We start from the raw sequence: 3,605 nt of genomic DNA, 5'->3' as shown, positions 1-3,605 counted from the left end.
GCCTCCGGCAGCTCCCCCGCTTTCGAAGCCTGACATCGATCCACCGGATCGATGTCTCGGCGCCGCGCTACGCGCGGACGCCCGACCGGCTTCTCAATCCCCCATCTTCAAGGCCTGGATAAACGCCTCCTGCGGGATATCCACCTTTCCGAACTGGCGCATCCGCTTCTTGCCCTCTTTCTGCTTGTCGAGCAGCTTGCGCTTGCGTGAGACGTCGCCGCCGTAGCATTTGGCGGTGACGTCCTTGCGCAGCGCGGAGATCGTCTCGCGGGCGATGACCTTGCCGCCGATCGCCGCCTGGATCGGGATCTTGAACAGATGGTGCGGGATCAGCTCCTTCAGCTTCTCGCACATCAGCCGGCCGCGCTTTTCCGCCGCCGTGCGGTGGACCAGCATCGACAGCGCGTCGACCGGCTCCTCATTGACCAGGATCGACATCTTCACCAGGTCACCTTCCTTGTAGTCGGTCAGATGATAATCGAAGGAGGCGTAGCCCTTGGAGATCGACTTCAGCCGGTCGTAGAAGTCGAAGACGACCTCGTTGAGCGGCAGATCGTAGGTGAGCATGGCGCGCTTGCCGACATAGGACAGGTCGGCCTGGATGCCGCGCCGGTCCTGGCAGAGTTTTAGGATGCCGCCGAGATATTCGTCGGGGGTGAGGATCGTGGCGCGGATCCACGGCTCTTCGATGGCCTGGATTTTGACCACGTCGGGCATGTCGGCCGGGTTGTGCAATTCCTTCGTCGTGCCGTCGTTCAATAGCAGCCGGTAGACGACCGAGGGCGCGGTGGCGATGAGGTCGAGGTTGAACTCGCGCTCCAGCCGCTCCTGGATGATTTCGAGGTGCAGCAAGCCAAGGAAGCCGCAGCGATAGCCGAAGCCGAGGGCGGCGCTGGTTTCCATTTCAAAGGAGAAAGAAGCGTCGTTGAGGCGCAGCTTGCCGACCGCGGCGCGCAGATCCTCGAAATCGGCGGCGTCGACCGGGAACAGGCCGCAGAACACCACCGGCTGCGCCGGCTTGAAGCCGGGCAGGGCCTGTGCCGTCTGGCGCTTGTCCTCGGTGATGGTGTCGCCGACGCGGGTGTCGGCGACTTCCTTGATCGAGCCGGTGAAAAAACCGAACTCGCCGGGGCCGAGCTCGTCGACATTGATGCGGGCCGGGGTGAAGACGCCGGTGCGCTCGACCAGGTACTTGGCGCCGGTGCCCATCATGCGGATGGTCTGGCCCTTCTTCAGCACGCCGTCGATGATGCGGACCAGCACGATGACGCCGAGATAGGCGTCGTACCAGCTGTCGACCAGCATCGCCTTCAGCGGTGCTGTGATGTCGCCCTCGCGCGGCGGCGGCAAATCGTTGACGATGGCCTCCAGCACATCGGGAATGCCGAGCCCGGTCTTGGCCGAGATCAGCACGGCGTTGGAGGCGTCGATGCCGATCACCTCCTCGACCTGCTCGCGGATGCGCTCGGGCTCGGCGGCGGGCAGGTCGACCTTGTTCAGCACCACGACGATCTCGTGGTTGTTGTCGATGGCCTGGTAGACATTGGCCAGCGTCTGCGCCTCGACGCCTTGCGAGGCGTCGACGACCAGCAGCGAGCCCTCGCAGGCAGCCAGCGACCGCGACACTTCGTAGGCGAAGTCGACATGGCCGGGCGTGTCGATCAGGTTGAGGATATAGTCCTCGCCATTGTTGGCGCGGTATTTCAGCCTGACGGTCTGCGCCTTGATGGTGATGCCGCGCTCGCGCTCGATATCCATCGAGTCCAGCACCTGCTCCTTCATGTCGCGCAGCTCCAGCCCGCCGGTGGACTGGATCAGCCGGTCGGCAAGCGTGGATTTGCCATGGTCGATATGGGCGACGATGGAGAAATTGCGGATGTTCTTGATCGGCGTGGTCATGTCGCGCGCTTTAGCAGGGGCAGCTTGCCCGGGCAAGCGGCCGGGCGTGCGGCCAGTCGCTGCGCATGCATTGGACGACAGCATTTGTCTGAAGCGCTTGTCCTGCCGGCCGCCGGAGCAAAGTCGTTAAACTTTGATCCATCCCGTTAGAGCATAGTTCGCGCCCTGCGTGATAGGGCACACCCCGTCACCGTTTGGGGGAACCAAGACATGCTGCAAGCAGGACGTCATTTTCTCAACTCCGAGAGCGGCTCCCTTGCGCCGATACTCGCCATCGCACTTATCCCGATGATTGCCACACTGGGCTTTTCGCTCGACTACAACTCGGCCGTTTCGACCAAGGCATCGATGCAGAACGCGCTCGACGCCGCGACCCTGTCGATCACGACGCTGCCGACAAACACGTCATTGGCGGACCGTCAGGTGAAGCTGCAGGAGTCATTTGCCGCCAATAGCGGGCAAGGCACCGCCAAACTCGACGGCTTCGTCGTCGCCGCCGACGGCACCGCCACCATCAACGCTTCGGCCGGCTTTGCCATGCCAACCAATTTCATGCAGATCGCCCATGTGCCGACGGTGCAGATCGGGGTTGCCTCGGCGGTAGTAAAGAGACCGGCGCTGGTGGAGGCCACGTTCAAGGTCAACAAGATCTCGGGCTATTGGGACAAGACGATGACGCTGTACGGCACCAAGTTCGGTGAGACGCTGGCCAACAAGCTGATGAAGATCTCCTACGTACACAACAGGTATGGCGACCCGAAAGGCTATGGGACGGCAAATGTGTATACGATCAACGGATCGACAGAGACGCTGGCCCAGAAACAAGTATGCACGACCACCACGGTGATCAGCTTCTACGGCTTGCCCACCACGACGATCACCCAGACGAGCGGCTACACCAAATATGCGACCACCTGCGTCAACACCATGTACCCCGCCACTGGCGCCGGCGCGGTGATCGACGTCAGCCTGATGGACAAGCTCTATCTGGAGATGAAGATTCCGAATCCCAATCCTGGTCTTGGCGGCGGCTACCTGCCCACAGGCACGAAAACAACCCTGCGATCGGACGATACGGCGACGTCCAACCGGCTGTACATCGACAGCGTCGAAGTCGGGCAAGGCAAAACGGTGGACATCTTCACCGCCGTGCCATGCGGCCAACCCAGCGTGCAGGCCTGGGAAGACGGCGGCAACACGGTACCGGCTCCAGTGTCCAACGCCGACTTCTTCTACACCGTGACCGGCAAGTGCGCCTTCAACAAGCGGCCTTCGGAAACGGTGCTCACACAATAGGCCGGCGGTCATAGCGGGGCGCCGCAAGAGGAGACCTCCTATCGCCTCGTCCATCACAAACGCCGCCCGGCCTTCGGGCGGCGTTGTCGTTTGGGCCGCTGTCGCGGCTACTCGATCGTCCCTGGGGGCATCGCGCTGGCGATGAAAACCGGGCTAACGATCACGAAGCGGTGATGGCTGTAACGAAGTCTCAGGTCACGGCGAAGAGCTGATGGGATCGCCATTTCCGGCGCGCCACCAACTCCAGAGGAGACCAGCATGACCGACTTCACCCGCCTGACGCTGCCGGCGCTTGCCTTCGCGCTTTGCTCGACGGCGCTTTTCGCCGGCGGCATCGCCCGCGCCGAGGATGCGATGAAGCCCGCCGACCCGATGGCCACGGATGCCATGAAGCCGGCCGATGCCATGGC

2 protein-coding genes are annotated in these 3,605 nt (G+C 62.7%); one reads left to right on the top strand and one right to left on the bottom strand.

The window, feature by feature from the left end:
• Positions 1–93 precede the first annotated feature (93 nt).
• Positions 94–1,899, bottom strand: coding sequence for a translation elongation factor 4 (lepA, locus tag E5W87_RS34540; protein ID WP_292408172.1), 1,806 nt, complete (start codon positions 1,897–1,899; stop codon positions 94–96).
• A gap of 210 nt (positions 1,900–2,109) precedes the next feature.
• Here lepA and E5W87_RS34535 point away from each other — a divergent pair, with 210 nt between their 5' ends.
• Positions 2,110–3,195: a TadE/TadG family type IV pilus assembly protein gene (locus E5W87_RS34535; protein WP_292408169.1), complete on the top strand. Its 1,086-nt coding sequence runs from the start codon at positions 2,110–2,112 to the stop codon at positions 3,193–3,195.
• Positions 3,196–3,605 lie beyond the last annotated feature (410 nt).

Origin of the sequence: Mesorhizobium sp. (assembly GCF_004962925.1) — a bacterium.
Classification (GTDB): Bacteria; Pseudomonadota; Alphaproteobacteria; order Rhizobiales; family Rhizobiaceae; genus Mesorhizobium.
The sequence above is the reverse complement of the archived record's forward strand: the minus strand, read 5'-3'. Positions and strand labels throughout refer to the sequence as shown.